This is a genomic window from Kitasatospora sp. Ki12, from assembly GCF_054601375.1.
This window is the reverse complement of sequence record NZ_BAAIHT010000002.1, coordinates 208,684-225,139: the sequence shown is the minus strand read 5'-3', so window position 1 is coordinate 225,139 and position 16,456 is coordinate 208,684. Positions and strand designations below refer to the sequence as shown.

The window sequence follows — 16,456 nt, the reverse complement described above, 5'->3', positions numbered from 1 at the left end:
CTCTGCAAGGGGTGGGGCGGTGGGTCAGGCGGAGAGGCGGTGGACGGCGGCCGAGCGGCGGCCGGTGATCACCCGGAGGTACCCGGAGAGGGCGTCGTCCAGGGCGGGGTCGCCGGTGTCCAGCAGCAGGGGGCGGCCGGCCAGGGCGGCGAGTTTCGCCTCGGTGGCGAGGACGAGCAGCCGTTCCCGGCCCGCGCGGCGCAGCAGTTCGGGGGTGAGCTGCTGGTTGCCGCGGCCGAGCAGGAAGCCCTGGCCGCCGATGGGGGAGAGGACGATCCAGGGGGTGGCGGGCAGGGTGCGGAGCTGGTCGGCGCGGGTGTCCCGGAGCACCAGCCGGGCGGCCCCGGTGCTCTCCAGCCGCAGCAGGTCGACGCCGGTGAGGCTGGCGTCCGGCGCGCCGAGGGCGGTGGCGACGGCGTGGGTGGTGGAGCCGGGGCCGAGGACCAGCAGGCCGTCGGGGCCCACCCGTTCGGCGACCTCGGCGGCGAGGGCGGCCGGTGTCGCCGGGTCGGGGCCCGAGCTGCCGGTCTTGCGCTGCTGGACGCGTTCGGGCAGCACCGGGACGGTCAGCCGGCCGTACAGCCGTGCGCCGACCCGGCCCTCGCGCAGCGCCGGCTCGTCGCGGTCCACGACCTCGGCGGCTTCCAGTTGAACGCAACCCCGCCCGGCGGCCCAGGCGGCGGCCACCTCGGCGGCGGCCCGGGGGTGCACGGCGAACACGGCGGAGTGCATCTTGACCCCGGCCGGGATGCCGAGGACGGGCAGCCGGGGCTCGGGCCCGAGCGCCTCGAGCAGGTCGCGGGCGGTGCCGTCGCCGCCGCAGAACAGCAGCAGCCGGGCGCCGGCCGCGACCAGGGCGCGCACCGCCGCGCGGGTGTCCGCGGCGGTGGTGTCCGGTCCGGCGGGCCGGTGGACGACCCGTGCGGCTCGGCCGGCCGCCCGGGCCGCGTCGGCGCCCATCGGGCCGGCGGCGGTGAGCAGCTCCACACCGGGGAGGTGGCGCAGCGTCAGCGCGGCCCGGTCGACCGCCTCCGGCCGCGCCCCGAGCGCCCGGGCTCGCCGCTGGACCTCGGCGCCGTCGCTGCCCTTGAGGCCGACCCGGCCGCCGAGGCCGGCGACCGGGTTGACCACGAGCCCGACGGCCGGTGCCGTCACGGCCGCTCGCCGAGGACCTTGCGGCGGTAGGCGCGCCAGCTGACGGCCCAGACCGCCGGGTCGTCCAGCGGCTCGTGCCGGATCCGGTGCACCGTGGAGCGGTGCGGGGCGGTCCGGACGGTCTCGGGCTCCTCGTACGCCTCGCGGGCGACCTCGGCGAGGATCGCCGCGTACTCGTCCAGGTCGGCGCGGGAGTAGGACTCGGTGGGCTCCAGCGTCATCGGCTCGGGGACGACGTACGGGTGGTGGCTGGTCCAGTAGTGGGTGCCGAAGTCGGCGGCCCGGCGGCCGAGGTCCTCGCTGTGCAGGCCGGTGTCCTCGTTGAGCCGCTGCCAGCTGTAGCGCACCTGCTCGACCCGGGGCCGCCCCTCGGCGTACGGGACGGAGACGCCGGGGATCCGGCGGACCCGGTCCAGCAGGTAGTTGTTGTTGAGGACGGCGGTCTCGGCGACCTCGCGCAGGCCCTCGGCGCCGAGCGACATGATCCAGGCGTAGGCGCGCACCAGGTTGGGGACGACGCCCAGGTACGGGCGGATCTTGCCGATGGACTCCGGCCGGTCGTGGTCCGGCAGGTACCGCTCGCCGTCGAACTCGACGGTGGGGCCGGGCAGGTGGGGCGCCAGCTCGGCGGTGACGCCGCAGGCGCCGGCCGCCGGGCCGCCGCAGGCGTGCGGGGTGGAGAAGGTCTTGTGCAGGTTGAAGTGACACAGGTCGAACCCGGCCTCGCGGGCCCGGGTGATGCCGAGGATGCCGTTGGCGTTGGCCTGGTCGTAGGCGCACAGGCCGCCGGCCTCGTGGACGATCCGGACGAACTCGGCGATCCGGGGGTTGTAGATCCCGGTGTCCTCCGGGTTGGTGATGAGCAGTGCGGCAGTGCGCGGGCCGACGGCGGCGCGCAGCGCCTCGATGTCGGGGTAGCCGTCGGCGTCCGGGGGCAGGGTGATCACCCGGTAGCCCGCGGTCTTGGCGCAGGCCGCGTTGGAGGGGTGCGAGAAGGCGGTGGTGACGACCTCGTCGCGCTGCCCGGCCTCGCCGCGGGCGGCGTGGTACGCGCGGATGACGGAGACGTTGGTCCAGATCGCGGCTGAGCCGGCGCCGGGCTGCAGGCTGACCCGGTCCATGCCGGAGATCTCCTTGAGCAGCTGCTCCAGCCGGTGGACGAGTTCGAGCACGCCCTGGACGGTCGAGGCGTGCTGGTCCGGGTGCAGCACCGCGATCCGGGGGTCACGGACGAAGGTGTCGTTGACCTTGGGGCTGTACTTCATGGTGCAGGTGCCCTGGCCGACGTCCACGTTGAGGTCGGCGCCGAGGTTCTCCTGGGAGAGCCGTAGGTAGTGCCGGAGCACCTGCTGCTGGCCGAGTTCGGGCAGCGCGGGCGGGGCGGCGCGGCGCAGTGCGGGGGGCAGCCGGTCGGCGGGGTCGCCGACGGCGGCGGTGACGGCGGGCTCGGGCAGCGGCGGCAGCACGCCGCGCTCGCCGGGGGCGCCCAGCTCGAAGACGAGCTTCTCGTCCCAGCGGGCCTGGTGGAAGCGGCGCAGCGCGGGTTTGGGGGCGATCCGGGGGTGGGTGGTCCGGGGGTGGGTGGGACGGGGATCGGTGGTCCGGTGGTCCGTCACTTGACGATCTCCTGAAGCGCGTCGGCGAGCCGGTCGATGTCGGCACGGGTGTGCAGCTCGGTCACGCAGTACCGGCCCTCGGCGGGCCCGGCCGGGGTGCCGCCGTGCAGGCCGCGGGCGAGCAGGGCCTCGGCGATCTCGGCGGCGGTGCGGGCTCCGGTGTAGCGGACGGTGAAGTCGGCGAAGTGCACGGCGTCGGGGTCGTCCAGTTCCACGCCGGGGACCTCGGCCAGCCGCTGCCGGGCGTAGGCGGTGGTGGCGAGGATCGTCCCGCCGATCTCGCGCATGCCGTGCGGTCCCATCAGCGCCAGGTAGACCCCGGCGGCGATGCCGTGCAGGGCGGCGGCGGTGCCCACCCACTCCTTGCCCTCCTCGCGCAGGGCGAAGGAGGTGCGCTCGTACGCGACGTCGCCGAAGCCGTACTCGCCGGGGACGTCGGTGGGGGCCAGGCCGAAGAGCCGGCTCGGGTACTCGGCGACCAGGCGCTGGTCGTCGGCGCTGCCGATGAAGCCCGCGTTGCCGCCGCCGAAGCTCGGGTGGATGCCGAGCGGCTGGAGGTCGCCGCAGGTGAGGTCGGCGCCGAAGGAGGCGGGCGGGGCGAGCACGCCGAGGCTGATCGGGTTGACGTGCACCACGGCCAGGGCGCCCGCCGTGTGGGCGAGTTCGACGTACCGCGGCAGCTCCGGGTCCACCCGGCCGGTGTGGTCGGTGAGTTGGGCGTAGACGGCGGCGACGTCGCCGCCGGTGAGCGCGGCCCGGACGGCCCGCGGGTCGGCGGCCACCGGGTGGAGCTCGTGCACGCCCCGGACGTAGTCCTCTATCCGGGAGAGCCGGTCGGGGTCGATCGCGCCGACCAGCAGCAGCCGGCGCCGCCCGGTGGCCCGGCCGGCCATCCGCAGCGCGGTCGCGGCGGCCTGGAAGCCGTCGTACGTGGGCACGTTGACGACCTCGACGTCGAGCAGTTCGGCCATCAGCGACTGGTACTCCCACAGCGCCTGGAACCGGCCGTGGTCCTCGTAGGGCTCGCCCGCGTAGGCGGTGAGGAACTCGCTGCGGTTGACGATCTCGTCCACCACGGCGGGCACGTGGTGGCGGTAGCAGCCGGCGCCGAGGAAGCTGCGGCCCGGCGGGACGGCCGTGTTCCGGGCGAGCAACTCGTCCAGGTGGGCGACCAGTCGGGCCTCGGAGTCGAAGGGCTCGGGCAGCCGCAGCGGGCGGTCCAGCCGGAGCGCGGCCGGGATGTCGGCGTAGAACTCCTCGACGTCCTGCGCGCCGACCGCCGCCAGCATCGCCTGGCGCACCTGCGGGGCGGAGTTGGGGATGTACGGGTGGGTCCGGGGAACGCGTGCGCTCATGCGGGCACCTTCCGCGATTTCCGTCACAAGCCTTGACGGGCTTGTGAATGCTGAGTTCTGTATACAGCATTCGGCATTCACCAGTCGGGAGGCAAGATGTCCGCACGAACCCGGCACCGAAATCATCACCAACCAACCGATGACCAACTGGAGTTGAGGCACGCGCCGACCCGGCGCCGACTGCTCTCGGCCGGACTCGCGGGCGGAGCCCTGCTGTTGACGGGTGCCACCGGTTGCGCCACCGGTGGCGCCGGCACCCAGGACGCCAAACGGCTCACCGGCGGCACCGGCGCCACCCCCACCGGAAAGGTCACCGTCTGGTCCTGGGACGTCGCGGCCAAGGCCCTCAAGCGGCTCGGCGCCGCCTTCGAACAGGCCCACCCCGGAACGACCGTCGAGGTCGTGGACATCGGCTACGACAACGCCTACGACAAGATCACCGTCGGACTCGGCGCCGGCAGCGGCCTGCCCGACATCCTCACCGTCGAGGGCCACAAGCTGCCCGCCTACATCGGCAACTTCCCGAACGCCCTGGTCGACCTCACCAGCCGGGCCGAAGGGCTCAAGTCCCAGTACCCGGCGGCCTCCTGGCGCACGGTGACGGACGCCGGGGGCCGGGTGTTCGCGCTGCCCTGGGACAGCGGCCCGTGCGCCCTGTTCTACCGGCGCGACCTCTTCCAGCAGGCCGGCCTCGACCCGGCCGCACTCGCCACCTGGGACGACTACCTCGCCGCCGGGACCACCCTCAAGAACGCCACCGGCCGGAAACTCCTCATCCTCGACGGCAAACAGGACACCACCTTCGCCCAACTGCTCCAGCAGCAGGGCCAGTCCTGGTTCGTCGACGGCAAGGTGGCGGTCGCCACACCCGCCGCCGAACGCGCCCTCACGCTGCTGAAACACCTCGTCGACCGAGACCTGGTGGACTTCGAGAACGGCTGGGACGGCCTGGTCTCCGGCACCCACGACGGCAAGGCCGCCACCACCCCCACCGCCGCCTGGTGGGACGGCACCCTCACCACCGACCTGGCCGACCTCGGCGGCAAGTTCGGCGTCGTCCCGCTGCCCGCCTTCACCCCCGGCGGCACCCGCACCTCCAACAGCGGCGGCTCCACCCTCTGCGTCACCGCGCAGAGCCGGAACCCGGAGACCGCCTGGGCGTTCGTCTCCCACCTGCTCGCCGACAAGGCCAACCAGGTCTCGATGATGCGGCAGGAAGGGCTCTTCCCCGCCTTCCTCCCGGCCCTGGACGACCCCTACTTCCAGCAGCCCGCGCCCTACTACGCCGGCCAGCCCGCCATGCGGCTGTTCGCCGAACTCGCCCGCGCCATCCCCACCGTGGAGCGCACCGCCGACGACTCCAAGGCCGGCGACATCGTCACCACCGCCGTCAACCAGGTGCTGCACAACGGCGCCGACCCGGGCACCGCGCTGCGCTCCGCCGCCCGCCAGATCGCCACCGCGACCGGCCGCCAACCGGTCTCGTAGGAGCGGGCGCCATGACCAGCAGCCTCCCCGTCCCGCTGCGCAAGCCGGACCGCGCGTCCGCCCCCGCGGCCGCTCCCGCCCGCCGACGGCGCTCCCCGCGCACGGCCGCCTGGCTCTTCGCCGGGCCCACGGCCGCCCTCTTCACCGCCTTCTTCGCCTACCCGCTGGCCGCCAGCCTCTACCAGAGCCTCACCGCCCGCCGCGACGGCGTCGACGTCTTCGTCGGCCTCGACCAGTACCGCCGGATGCTGCACGACCCGGCCTTCCTGCACTCCCTCGCCAACACCGGCCTGATCCTCGCCGTCCAGGTGCCGGTGATGATCGGCCTGGCCCTGGTCCTCGCCGTCCTGCTCAACCAGTCCTGGCTGCGCTTCCGGGCCGGCTGGCGGGCGGTGTTCTTCCTGCCCGCGATCACCACCCTGGTCGCCTACGCCGTCGTCTTCCAGGTCCTGCTGCGCACCGACGGTGGCCTGGCCGACCAACTGCTCCAGGCACTCGGCGCCGGCCCGGTCGACTGGCTCAACTCGCCGACCTGGGCGCGGATATCGCTGATCGGCTCGGTCACCTGGCGGTGGACCGGCTACAACGCCGTCATCCTGCTCGCCGGACTGCAGGCGATCGGCCGCGACCAGTACGAGGCCGCCGCCCTCGACGGCGCCGGCACCGCCCGCACCTACACCGGCGTGATCCTGCCGCAACTGCGGCCCGTGGTGCTGTTCTGCGTCATCACCTCCACCATCGGCACCCTCCAACTCTTCGACGAGAACTACGTGCTGACCCGCGGCGGCCCCGGCGACGCCACCCTCACCCCGGTGGTCTACCTCTACAAGGTCGGCTTCCAGCAGCTGGACTTCGGCTACGCCGCCGCGATCGCCTGGGTCGTCGTGCTCATCATCGCGGCCGTGTCGCTGCTCCAGTTCCGGCTCTACGGAAGGGAACGCCGCCGATGAGCCCGCGACCCGCCACCCGCCCGGGGCGAGCCACCCGCCCGGGGCCCGCCTTCGGCCGTGCCGCCGTCCTCGCCGTGCTCACCCTCGGCGCCGTCCTCAGCCTGGTGCCCTTCGCCTGGATGCTGATCGCGAGCACCCACAGCAGCTCGGAACTCTTCCACTCCCCACCGCCCTTACTGCCCGGCGGCGAACTGCTGCGCAACCTCGCCCACCTCCAGGAGACCATCGGCTTCGGCCGGGTCATGCTCAACAGCCTCGGCATCGCCGCCGTCCACACCGCGCTCAGCGCGCTGCTGTCCGCGATGTGCGGGTACGGACTGGCCAAGTACCGCTTCCGCGGCCGGGGGCTGCTGCTCGGCGTGGTGCTGGCGACCATGATGATCCCGCTGCAGGTGCTGCTGGTCCCGCTGTTCCAGATGATGGCGAGCCTCGGCTGGATCGACAGCTACCAGGCCGTCGTCCTGCCCTTCCTGGCCAACTCCTTCGGCATCCTGCTGATGCGCCAGGGCTTCCTGGACTTCCCCGACGAGCTGCTGGAGTCGGCCCGGATCGACGGTGCCGGAGAGCTGCGCACCTTCTACCAGGTCGTCCTGCCCTGTGTGCGGCCGCAGCTGGGTGCCCTGGTGATCTTCACCTTCATGGGCCAGTGGAACAGCTTCATCTGGCCGCTGCTGATGCTCAACACCCAGGAGAACTACACCGTGCCGGTCGCGCTCAACACCCTGACCGGGCTCTCCCACGTCGACTACTCCGGCCTGATGCTCGGCTCCCTCCTGGCCACGCTGCCGCTGATGCTGCTCTTCCTCCTCTTCCAGCGGCAGTTCGTGGCCGGTCTGCTGGGCGGAGCGCTGAAGGGATGACGACGATGACCGCAGACCACCTCACCCGGGTCCCCGGACTGCTGTACGGCGGGGACTGGAACCCCGAGCAATGGCCCGAGCAGGTGTGGGCCGAGGACGTGAAGCTGATGGCCGAGGCCGGGGTCAACCTGGTCACGGTCGGCGTCTTCTCCTGGGCCAGGATCCAACCCGACGCCCACGACTGGGACTTCGGCTGGCTGGACCGGCTGCTCGACCTCGTCCACCGGCACGGCATCGCCGTCGACCTGGCCACCGCCACCGCCTCGCCGCCGGCCTGGCTGGTACGCGCCCACCCCGAGCTGCTGCCCGTCACCGCCGACGGCGTCCGGCTGGAGTTCGGCTCCCGCCAGCACTACTGCCCCTCCTCGACCGCCTACCGGGCCGCCGCCGTCCGGCTCACCCGGATGCTCGCCGAGCGCTACCGCCACCACCCGGCGCTCGCCCTGTGGCACGTCCACAACGAGTACGGCGACCACGTCCAGGAGTGCTTCTGCCCCGCCTCGGCCGCCCACTTCCGCCACTGGCTGCGCGAACGGCACGGCGGCATCGAGGAGTTGAACCGATCCTGGGGGACGGCCTTCTGGTCCCAGCGCTACAACTCCTTCGAGCAGATCGAGCCCCCGCGCACCGCGCCCGGACCGGTCAACCCGACCCAGCTGCTGGACTGGCGCCGGTTCTGCTCGGACGCGCTGCTCGACCTGCACCGCGCCGAGAAGGCCGTCCTGGACGAGGTCTCGCCCGGCGTGCCGGTCACCACCAACTTCATGTCGATGCTCAAGGCCCTCGACTACTGGGAGTGGAGCCGGCACGAGGACTTCGTCTCCGACGACGCCTACCCCGACCCGGCCGACCCCCGCGCCCACGTCAACGCCGCGATGACCTACGACCTGATGCGCTCGCTCAAGGGCGGCCGGCCCTGGCTGCTGATGGAACAGGCCCCCTCCGCCGTCAGCTGGCGGCCGGTCAACCTGCCCAAACGCCCCGGCCTCTACCGCCTCTGGTCCCTCCAGGCGCTGGCCCGCGGCGCCGACGGCGTGCTGCACTTCCAGTGGCGCGCCTCCTCCGCCGGGGCCGAGAAGTTCCACAGCGCCATGCTCCCGCACCGCGGCACCGCCTCCCGCGGCTGGCAGGAGACCGTCCGCTTCGGTGCCGAACTGCGCCGCCTCGGCGAGCTCGCCGGCAGCCGGCTGCGCGGGGACGCCGCCGTCCTGCTCGACTGGGACAGCTGGTGGGCCCTGGAACTGGACGACCACCCCTCCGCCCGGATGCGCTGGCTCGACCTGCTCCGCCCCTGGTACGCCGCCCTGTACGACCGCGGCGTCACCGTCGACTTCGTCCCGCCCACGGCCGCCCTCGACGGCTACCGGCTGGTGCTCGCCCCCAACCTCTACCTGCTCGACACCGCCACCGCCGACCGGCTCACCGCCCACGTCCGGGACGGCGGCCACCTGCTCTGCGGACCGTTCAGCGGCATCGCCGACCGGGACGACCACATCCACCCCGGCGGCCACCCCGGCCCGCTGCGCGAGCTGTTCGGGCTGGTCGTCGACGAGCACTGGCCCATCCCGGACGGCGCGACCACGACCGTCACGCTCGACGGCGCCGACCAGCACGCCGGTACGGGGCTGAACACGGGCACCGAGCTGCACGCCGAGCACTGGAGCGAGTGGATCGAGACCGAGGGCGCCGAGACCCTCGCCCGCTACGGCTCCGGCGTACTGGCCGGCCTGCCCGCCGTCACCCGCCACCGGTACGGGAAGGGCAGCGCCTGGTACCTCAGCTGCCACCTCGGCGCCGGCCTCGGCCGGGTGCTCGACCTGCCGCTCGCCGAAGCCGGGGTCGGCCCGGTGCTGCCGGGCCTCCCGGCGGGCGTCGAGGCCACCCGCCGGTACGCCGCCGACGGCCGCCGGTACCTCTTCCTGCTCAACCACGGCCCCGCCGAACGCCGGGTGCCGCTCGCCGAGCCCGGCACCGACCTGCTCACCGGCACCGCCACCGGGGAGGCCGTCACCCTCGCGCCGCTCGGCGCCGCCGTCCTCCGGCTCCCCGCCGTCTCGCGCGACCCTGCCGATCCGCGCACCCCCGCCGTCCACCCGCCGACCGCCGTCCAGTCGCCGACCGCCACCGAGGAGCACGAGTGACCCCGCTGACCCGCCGCCACCTGCTGGCCGGCTCCGCCGCCCTCGCCGCCGCCGGCAGCCTCGGCACCGTCGGCGCCCCCGCCGCACACGCGGAACCGGCGGACGCCGCAAAGCCCGACGAGCGCTACGCCGACGTGCTCGACCTGCACGGCACCCCCGCCCAGGCCTACCCTGGCGACCAGGGCGGCAACAACCCGATCAACGTCTTCGCCGACCTCGGCGCCTGGCACGCCTACGCCCTGCCCCGCCCCGCCGACCCGCCCGGCGGCTTCACCGGCCCGCTGTACCTCGCCCAGGAGTACCCCTGGTGGCTCAGCGACGGCCTCACCCGCCTCCACCTCAGCGAAGAGGGCCGCGACCTCGACCTCACCGCCGGCGGCCCCCCGCGCACCGCCGCGCTGCCCGGCCTGCTCCGCCAGGCGTACGACCTCGGCGGCGGCCTCTCCCTCACCCTGGACCTGCGCTTCGCCGGCAGCCGCACCGCCCTGCTGCGCGCCCGGCTCGCCAACACCGGCACGGCAGCCCGTACCCTGAGCGCCGCCTGGACCGGCGGCCTGCTCCGCCCCGCCACCGGCCCGCAGCGCGAGGCACCGCGGCTGGTGGCGGGCGAGCAGGGCGTGGAGGTGCACTTCGCCCGCGTCCGGCAGACCTGGGACTACCTCACCGACGGCACCGAGCGCTTCGCCGTCCGGCACGCCCGGCCCGTGCGGGTCACCCTGACCGGCGACACCCACCGCACCGAACTCACCGAAGCCGTACGGCTGGCGCCCGGGCAGACCCGCACCCTGGACTGGACCGAGAGCTACACCTTCACCGAGGCCGAGCGGGCCCGGGCGGCCGCCGAATCGGAGGCCGCGCTGCGCGCCCCCGAGCGGATCGCCGCGGCGGGCGCCGCCCGCTGGGCCGGGTACGTCGCCCGGGCGACCGAGGGCGTCCCGGCCGCCCGGCGCCGCACCGCCGTCAAGTGCGTGCAGACCCTGGTCACCAACTGGCGCAGCCCGGCCGGCCGGATCCGGCACGACGCCGTCACACCCACCCTCTCCTACAAGTGGTTCAGCGGCGTCTGGGCCTGGGACACCTGGAAGCAGGCCGTCGGCACCGCCCTCTTCGCACCCGGCCTCGCCGCCGACCAGATCCGGGCCGTCTTCGACCACCAGGTGCCCGCGGGCTCCGCCGACCGCCCGCAGGACGCCGGGATGGTCCCGGACTGCGTCTTCTACAACGACCCGGCCACCGGCGGCGGCAACTGGAACGAGCGCAACTCCAAGCCCCCGCTGGCCTCCTGGGCCGTCATGGAGGTCTACCGGCGCGGCGGCGACCGGGCCTTCCTGCGCGAGATGCTGCCCAAGCTGACCGCCTACCAGGACTGGTGGTACCGCACCCGGGACCACCACGGCGAGGGCCTGTGCGAGTACGGCGCCACCGTGGACCCGGCCAACGCCACCCCGGAGGACTGCCGGCAGGCCGCCGCCTGGGAGTCCGGCATGGACAACGCCCCGCGCTTCGACGCCGCCTCCGTGGTCCCCAACCGGGCCGCGGACGGGACACTGCTCGGCTGGTCGCTCACCCAGCGCTCCGTCGACCTGAACGCCTACCTGGCCGCCGACCACCGCCACCTGGCCGCGATCGCCGCCGAACTGGGCGACCGCGCCACCGCCGCCCGGCTGCGCGCCCGGGCCGAGCGGATCGACACCGCCGTGCGCGACACCATGTACGACCCGGCCACCGGCTGGTTCCACGACACCGACCTGGCCACCGGCGCCCGGCTCACCGCCCGCGGCCGCGGCATCGAGGGCGCGATCCCGCTCTGGTCCGGCACCGCCACCCCCGCCCAGGCCCGTACCGTCCGGCGCCTGCTGCTCGACCCCGCCGAGTTCGGCACCGCGCTGCCCTTCCCGACGGTCGCCCGCAGCTCGGCGTCCTTCGACCCGGCCGGGTACTGGCGCGGCCTGGCCTGGCTCGACCAGACCTACTTCGCGATCGAGGGCCTGCGCCGCCACGGCTGGGACGAGGACGCCCGCCGGACGGTCGAGCGGCTGCTGGCCACCGCCGCCGGGCTCGCCGGTGACGGTCCGCTGCGGGAGAACTACGACCCGCTGACGGGGGAGGGGCGCAACTCGACCAACTTCAGCTGGTCGGCGGCGCTGCTGCTGCCGCTGCTCCGCATCTGAAACGGGGGCGGCCGGCTTTGGCTCCCGGCGGCCCGACCAGGCATGATCGGGGCATGGTCGAACGAGTCATTGCAGCGTGTGACGGAGCAGCCAAGGGCAACCCCGGGCCGGCGGGCTGGGCGTACGTGGTGGCGGACGCCACCGGCGCGCCCCGGCGCTGGGAGGCCGGCGCGCTCGGGCACAGCACCAACAACGTGGGCGAACTGACGGCGCTGCGGCGGCTGCTGGCGGCGACGGACCCGGCCGTCCCGCTGGAGGTGCGGCTGGACAGCACCTACACCCGCGACTCGGTGACCAAGTGGCTGAAGGGCTGGAAGCGCAACGGCTGGAAGACGGCGGCCGGGAAGCCGGTCGCCAACCAGGAGCTGATCCAGGCGATCGACGCACTGCTGGAGGGCCGGGACGTCACCTTCGTCTACGTGCCGGCCCACCAGGTGGACGGCGACCCGCTGAACGCCATCGCCGACAAGGCCGCCAGCGACGCCGCCCGCACCCAGCGGGACGCCTCCGGCACCGACGCCGACCTGCCGGTGCCCGACCCGGCCGCCGCCCCGAAGGCACGCACCAGCCGGGCCGGGGCCCGTACGGGCGGCGCCGGCGCCACCGGCGGCTCCGGTGGGACCGCCGCCAAGCGCAGCTCCTCGGGCACTTCCCGGACGCTGGCCGCCCGCTTCCCGGGCACCTGCCCGTGCAGCCGCGCGTACGCCAAGGGCGACAAGATCACCAAGGTCGGCGGCAGCTGGGGCCACCCGGAGTGCGCCGCCGCCCACGCCTGACGGGTCCGTGCCTGACCGGCCCAAGCCTGGGGAAGGCGCCGGAAACGCGACCGGCCGACCGCGGGTGCGGTCGGCCGGTCGTGGCTGAACAGGGGATCGGGGGAGGGATCAGCCCTCCTGCGCGATCTCCTTGATGTCCTCGAAGGTCATGCCGAGGGAGTTGAACGAGCGGGCCTGGGTCTCCGGGACGCCGAGCGCGGCGAGCTCCTTGAGCTGCGCGGCGGTCAGCGGCGCGGCGGTGGTGGCCGGACCGCCCGCGGTCCCGGGGATGAGGTGGCTGCCGGCACCGGCACCCGGACCGGCGGCGAAGCCGAGCACCGCCTTCATCAGGTCCTCGGAGGTCAGCTTGGTCGCGTCGGCCGGGGCCTGGACGTTCGGGGCCGACTTGTCGAAGGCCAGCTTCACCGGGAAGTTGACGCCGGGCTCGATCTTGTCCGCGAGCTGGGCGAAGTCGAAGGTGGCCGAGGAGAAGGCGCCGTCCTTCAGGTAGAGGTCCACGCCGACCTTGCGGTCCGGCACGTCGCTCGGGGCCTTGCTCGGGAACTTCTTGAACTGCTGCGGGAACTTGTCCGCGACCGGCTTGACGGCCTTGAACAGCTCGTCCACCAGCTGGCGGGCCGGGGCGCTCATCCAGATGTGCTCGGTGCCGTCCTTCTTGCCCTTGTCCTCGTACGTGACGGTGCGGCCGAGCACGTCCTTGAGCGAGTTGAGGAGCTGCTTGGCGGCCTCCGGGTCGGCGGTGGGCGCGGCGCTCGGGCGGGCCTTCTTGCCGTCGTTCTTCTTCGCCTCGTCGGCGAGCGCCTGGAGGTCGAGCTCGACCCACTTGCCGGCCAGCACGTCCTTGACCGCGGCCATGTCCGGCGGCAGGTCCTTGCTGACGGCGTCCACCTCGGACGGGTCCTCGCCGGTCAGCTTGACGACGCCCTTGGCGTCGACGTGCAGGTAGCCCTTGGCGTCGACCTGGCGGTACTCCAGCAGCGGGGTGCCGTTGCGGTCGGCGACCACGTAGGAGACGCGCACCGACTTGTCGAGCGTCAGGTCGTTGTTCGCGGTCGAGCCCTTGGCGTTCTTGAAGGCCTCGATCTCCTTGAGCGGCTTGTCCGCGGAGACGGCGACGGCGAGCGAGAGCCCGGACATCGCCTTGGCGCTCTTCTCGTCCAGCCCGTCGTCGGCGCCCTTCTCCCCGGTGGCCTTGGCGAAGGCGACGATCTGCTCGGGGGTGGCGTCGATGGAGAGCTTGAAGCCGGCCGACTTGCCGTCACCGACCTTGCCGAAGGCCTTGGACACCTTCTGGGCGGCGTTGAGCTGCTCGACGGTGCCGCAGGCGGCGAGAGCGGTGGCGAGGACGGATGCGGTGACGGCGACGGGCATCGCACCGCGAGCGGCCTTGCGGATGGCGGTGTTGATGGTGCAACTCCTGTGTGACTGGGCCCGATCGGTCGACCGGGCCTTTCTCTCCCCTGTGGCCTCAAGCGCCACAGTGCATACACATGTGATCACATTATCAGCAAGGCGTCGCACCATTATTTGGGGCAGGCTTTAAGCGATGTGGCTGGAATCGTCCGCAATGGCCGGATCCGTCCGACGGCCTCCGCATACCGTCCGGCGGACCCGTCCCGCACGACGGCGAGCCATGGCGAAGCATGGCGGAACCTTTGCCAAGAAGGGGTGTTCAGACCCTCACCACCGGCTGCTAGCCTCAGCCGATTTCCCGCCGGGCAAGGTCGGCGGACATGACGGGTAAGAGGTACCGGAAGCATGGCAATACGCCGGGCGAAGCAGAAGGCCCAGGTCATCGAGAAGCTCTCCCAGGTGGCACCGCCGGGGGACGCGTTCATCGCGTGCGTGCACGTGGAGACCGGACCCAGCCCGTGGCTCAACGCGGTCTTCGACGAGATCCCGCTGCTCGGCCTGATCGTCGCACTGACCCGTCGGTTCTACTTCCTGACGCTCACCAACAGCTCCGTCGTGGTCAACACGGCCAGCCGTTGGACCAACCGCCCCGGCGAGGTCGTCGCGGTCTTCCCGCGGCACGCCTTCCCGGTCAGCCGGGTCAAGCGGGCCTCGATCTGGAGCTCGATGTACCTGCAGCTGCCCGACGGCGCCAAGCCGACCCGGCTGAACGTCCACCGCTACTGGCGGGCCGAGCTGGACCAGTTGAGCACGGTCTTCCCGCCCGGCTCGATCGACCCGGGCTCGCAGTCCTTCGAGCTCGCGCCGAAGGACACGGGCTACCCGGGGCCGCAGGGCCAGCCGTTCCCGCAGCAGCAGGCCTACCCCGCGCCGCCGGCCCAGCCCTACCCGCCGCAGCAGGCCTACCCGGCGGCACCGCAGGGCCAGCCGTACCCGCCCCAGCAGCCGTACCCGGCGGCACCGCAGGCGCAGCCCTACCCGCCGCAGCCGTACCCGTCCCAGCAGGCCTACCCGGCGCCGCAGGGCCAGCCGTACCCGCCGCAGCAGCCCTACCCGGCGGCACCGCAGGCGCCCTACGGCGGGCAGCCGGGCTACCCGTCGCAGCGGTGACCCGGCCCGCGGGAGGCTGAACGGACGTCGGCCCCGGCTCCCACGAGGGAGCCGGGGCCGTTCCGTTGCCGCGACTTACGACGACTGCAGGCCCACCACGAGGACCACCGCCGTGACGATGACGAATGCGAGGAGCAGGCCCACCACGGTGGGCGTCAGCCGGTCCCGGAACTGCTTGGCCGGCCGGATCCGCCAGGTCGGGTGCGTGCTGTACTCCCACCAGTTCACCAGCCGCTGGAAGTTGACGTCGAACTCGGCGGCCGGGTAGATCGAGCTGGTCTGCAGGCCCGGCAGCGAACGGCGCCGCCCGCCGGCGAGGAAGATCCGCGCGGAGGACGAGGCCGTGCCGTTGCCCTTGGTCTCCCGGACGTCGACCCACCGGATCTCCGGCCACGGGTAGGTCCGGCCGCGCCCGAGGCCCCAGCAGATGGTGACGCCCTGGGCGTCGACGCGGCTCCAGCAGCGCCAGCTGAGCGCGAAGGACCCGCCTGCCAGCACCAGGGTCCCGAGGACCAGCCAGAAGGTGCCCATGGCACCGAGATGCGTGCTGCCGATGGCCAGCTGGAGCACCAGCACGATGACCAGCGGCCCGAGATTCGACCACGAGGGCCGGAACAGGTCTTTCCCCCGGAAGATCAGTTCGTTCACACGGCGCACATTACGCCTGCGCCCCCGGGGGCGGGCGAGGGGGGTACGGCTCACGCCTTGCGGCCCCGCGCACCCCCGGCCGCGGCGGTCTCCCGCAGGGTGCGGCGCGTGGCGGCCAGCGTGAGCAGGCCCCACAGGGCGGCGAGCACGGCGGTGACGTACACGCCGGTGCCGAGGAAGTCGAGGTCCTCCTCCGTCGAGACGGGCGGGGCCCAACCCGCCGGGTCGACCAGCACGTTCATGGTGTCGCCGATGTCGGACCGGCCCGAGCAGCCGAAGCCGCCGACCTGGCCGTGCGGCAGCGGCTGCCCGTCGGTGCGGCGGATGTCGCAGGTCCAACTGACCCGGCCGCTCCTGTCCTTGGCCTTGTGGGCGTCGGTGATCACCACCTCGGTCTCCACCGCGCGGTGGGCCATGAGCTGCGCGCGGATGCTCGTCGTCGGAAGGACCATGAGCAGTACCCCGAACAGCACGGCGAGCAGGATCACCCAGCCCTTGGGCCGGATGAGCCCCATGCCGATGATCCCGGCCGAGAGCGCCAGGAAGGCGGGGATCATGCAGAGGACCTGGTAGTCCGGGTTGGTGGCGACCGCCAGCAGGCCGACCATCAGCACCGGGACGGACCCGACCAGCCACGCCGCGCGGCGGACCGTCCGGGGTGACGGCGGTGGCGCGGGTCGTCTGCGCACCCGCTTCGGGGGCTTGGCCACCCCTTCGGCGAGTGGCCGCTTCCGCTTCTTCCTGCCTGCCATGGGGCCCCCGTTCGGTGTCTT

General features: G+C 73.5%; 13 protein-coding genes. 7 read left to right on the top strand and 6 right to left on the bottom strand.

The genetic code is table 11. From position 1 onward, the window contains the following. Nucleotides 1-24: 24 nt before the first annotated feature. Genes ACYP53_RS18715 through gcvPA form a run of 3 tightly spaced genes read right to left on the bottom strand, consistent with a single transcriptional unit; the run spans nucleotide 25 to nucleotide 4,126 of the window. Complete coding sequence (locus tag ACYP53_RS18715; RefSeq protein WP_459648158.1) at nucleotides 25-1,155, bottom strand: ATP-NAD kinase family protein; 1,131 nt, start codon at nucleotides 1,153-1,155, stop codon at nucleotides 25-27. Then, entirely contained in the window at nucleotides 1,152-2,771 is a 1,620-nt protein-coding gene (gene gcvPB / locus ACYP53_RS18710) for an aminomethyl-transferring glycine dehydrogenase subunit GcvPB (RefSeq protein ID WP_459648157.1), read from the bottom strand. The genes ACYP53_RS18715 and gcvPB overlap by 4 nt, the downstream gene beginning before the upstream one ends. After that, on the bottom strand, nucleotides 2,768-4,126 hold the full coding sequence (gene gcvPA / locus ACYP53_RS18705; RefSeq protein WP_459648156.1) for an aminomethyl-transferring glycine dehydrogenase subunit GcvPA: 1,359 nt from the start codon (nucleotides 4,124-4,126) through the stop codon (nucleotides 2,768-2,770). Before gcvPA ends, gcvPB begins: the two co-directional genes overlap by 4 nt. Before the next feature lie 153 nt (nucleotides 4,127-4,279). On the opposite strand from gcvPA, the gene ACYP53_RS18700 reads away from it, so the two are divergent. Genes ACYP53_RS18700 through ACYP53_RS18675 form a run of 6 tightly spaced genes read left to right on the top strand, consistent with a single transcriptional unit; the run spans nucleotide 4,280 to nucleotide 12,512 of the window. Next, nucleotides 4,280-5,614 (top strand): ABC transporter substrate-binding protein, encoded by a 1,335-nt coding sequence (locus ACYP53_RS18700; RefSeq protein WP_459648155.1) that lies wholly within the window; start codon nucleotides 4,280-4,282, stop codon nucleotides 5,612-5,614. Between the two features lie 11 nt (nucleotides 5,615-5,625). After that, nucleotides 5,626-6,564 carry a carbohydrate ABC transporter permease gene (locus ACYP53_RS18695; protein ID WP_459648154.1) on the top strand — a complete coding sequence of 313 codons (939 nt, stop codon included), beginning with the start codon at nucleotides 5,626-5,628 and terminating at the stop codon, nucleotides 6,562-6,564. Continuing rightward, the gene (locus tag ACYP53_RS18690; protein WP_459648153.1) at nucleotides 6,561-7,424 is read left to right on the top strand and encodes a carbohydrate ABC transporter permease; all 864 of its coding nucleotides are present in this window, start codon (nucleotides 6,561-6,563) and stop codon (nucleotides 7,422-7,424) included. Before ACYP53_RS18695 ends, ACYP53_RS18690 begins: the two co-directional genes overlap by 4 nt. Nucleotides 7,425-7,429: 5 nt before the next feature. Then, a complete protein-coding gene (locus ACYP53_RS18685; protein ID WP_459648152.1) occupies nucleotides 7,430-9,565 on the top strand; it encodes a beta-galactosidase in 2,136 nt (711 codons plus the stop codon). Continuing rightward, complete coding sequence (locus ACYP53_RS18680; protein ID WP_459648151.1) at nucleotides 9,562-11,736, top strand: MGH1-like glycoside hydrolase domain-containing protein; 2,175 nt, start codon at nucleotides 9,562-9,564, stop codon at nucleotides 11,734-11,736. The genes ACYP53_RS18685 and ACYP53_RS18680 overlap by 4 nt, the downstream gene beginning before the upstream one ends. 53 nt (nucleotides 11,737-11,789) lie before the next feature. Further along, nucleotides 11,790-12,512, top strand: coding sequence for a ribonuclease H family protein (locus ACYP53_RS18675; protein WP_189925608.1), 723 nt, complete (start codon nucleotides 11,790-11,792; stop codon nucleotides 12,510-12,512). A gap of 108 nt (nucleotides 12,513-12,620) precedes the next feature. On the opposite strand, the gene ACYP53_RS18670 is transcribed toward ACYP53_RS18675, so the two are convergent. Continuing rightward, the gene (locus tag ACYP53_RS18670; protein ID WP_459648150.1) at nucleotides 12,621-13,883 is read right to left on the bottom strand and encodes a hypothetical protein; all 1,263 of its coding nucleotides are present in this window, start codon (nucleotides 13,881-13,883) and stop codon (nucleotides 12,621-12,623) included. Nucleotides 13,884-14,270: 387 nt separating this feature from the next. On the opposite strand from ACYP53_RS18670, the gene ACYP53_RS18665 reads away from it, so the two are divergent. Further along, nucleotides 14,271-15,035 (top strand): hypothetical protein, encoded by a 765-nt coding sequence (locus tag ACYP53_RS18665; RefSeq protein WP_459648149.1) that lies wholly within the window; start codon nucleotides 14,271-14,273, stop codon nucleotides 15,033-15,035. 75 nt (nucleotides 15,036-15,110) lie between these two features. On the opposite strand, the gene ACYP53_RS18660 is transcribed toward ACYP53_RS18665, so the two are convergent. Next, a complete protein-coding gene (locus ACYP53_RS18660) occupies nucleotides 15,111-15,683 on the bottom strand; it encodes a hypothetical protein (RefSeq protein ID WP_459648148.1) in 573 nt (190 codons plus the stop codon). A gap of 50 nt (nucleotides 15,684-15,733) precedes the next feature. Next, nucleotides 15,734-16,435 carry a hypothetical protein gene (locus ACYP53_RS18655; protein WP_459648147.1) on the bottom strand — a complete coding sequence of 234 codons (702 nt, stop codon included), beginning with the start codon at nucleotides 16,433-16,435 and terminating at the stop codon, nucleotides 15,734-15,736. Between the last annotated feature and the right edge of the window lie 21 nt (nucleotides 16,436-16,456).